This window comes from Brevibacterium sp. 91QC2O2 (assembly GCF_024580695.1).
Lineage (GTDB): Bacteria > Actinomycetota > Actinomycetes > Actinomycetales > Brevibacteriaceae > Brevibacterium > Brevibacterium moorei.
Window position 1 is genome coordinate 1 of the sequence record NZ_JANIJY010000061.1, and the last position, 754, is coordinate 754.

The window sequence follows — 754 nt, forward strand, 5'->3', positions numbered from 1 at the left end:
CCGCCACCGTGTGGCCTGGTGCTGGAACGTGCGCCCAACGATCACACCGACCGGGGAAATCCACGACCAGATCATGCTCGACGGCACGTACTTCAACGGCTGGTGTGTTCTCATCGCCCACACCGGTGGCCACGTCATCGACTGGCAATGGTGCGACCAGGAGAAGACCGCCTCCTGGACCGCACTCATCGAACGCATCCCGGCACCGGTCACCGCGATCGTCGACGGCAACGGGCCACTGACCTCGACGATCAAACGCCTCTGGCCGAACACGCGCATCCACCGCTGCCACTTCCACATCCGCCAAGCCGCGCACAAGCACCTCACCCGGCATCCCAGCCTGCCGGCGAACAAGGAACTCCTCGGCCTGTACAAGACGCTGAGCCGCGTCACCACGCTGGAACAAGCCGCTACCTGGAGTGCCGAGTTCGCCACGTGGGAAGCACGCTGGGAAACGTTCCTCAAACACCGCACCCGCGCGAAATCGGGAGCGAGCCGGCCGGCTCACGTCGGGGCGAACCAGTCTTGGTGGTACACCCACATCCGTACCCGCAGAGCCCACAAGCTGCTGGCCAACCTGATCCGCGCCGACCAGTTATTCACCTGGCTGAAACTCGCCGAAGACGACTACACGATCGCGAAGACGACGAACGCGTTAGAAGGCGGACCGAACAAGGCGATCAAAGACTTCCTACGCCACCACCGTGGCATGTCGATCGACCATGCCAGGCGCGGAGTCGACTGGCTGCTTTAC

At 63.5% G+C, this 754-nt stretch carries 1 pseudogene; it reads left to right on the forward strand.

The window, feature by feature from the left end:
* Positions 1 to 28: 28 nt before the first annotated feature.
* A pseudogene (locus NQ036_RS15415) lies at positions 29 to 754 on the forward strand (IS256 family transposase); the annotation flags it as partial.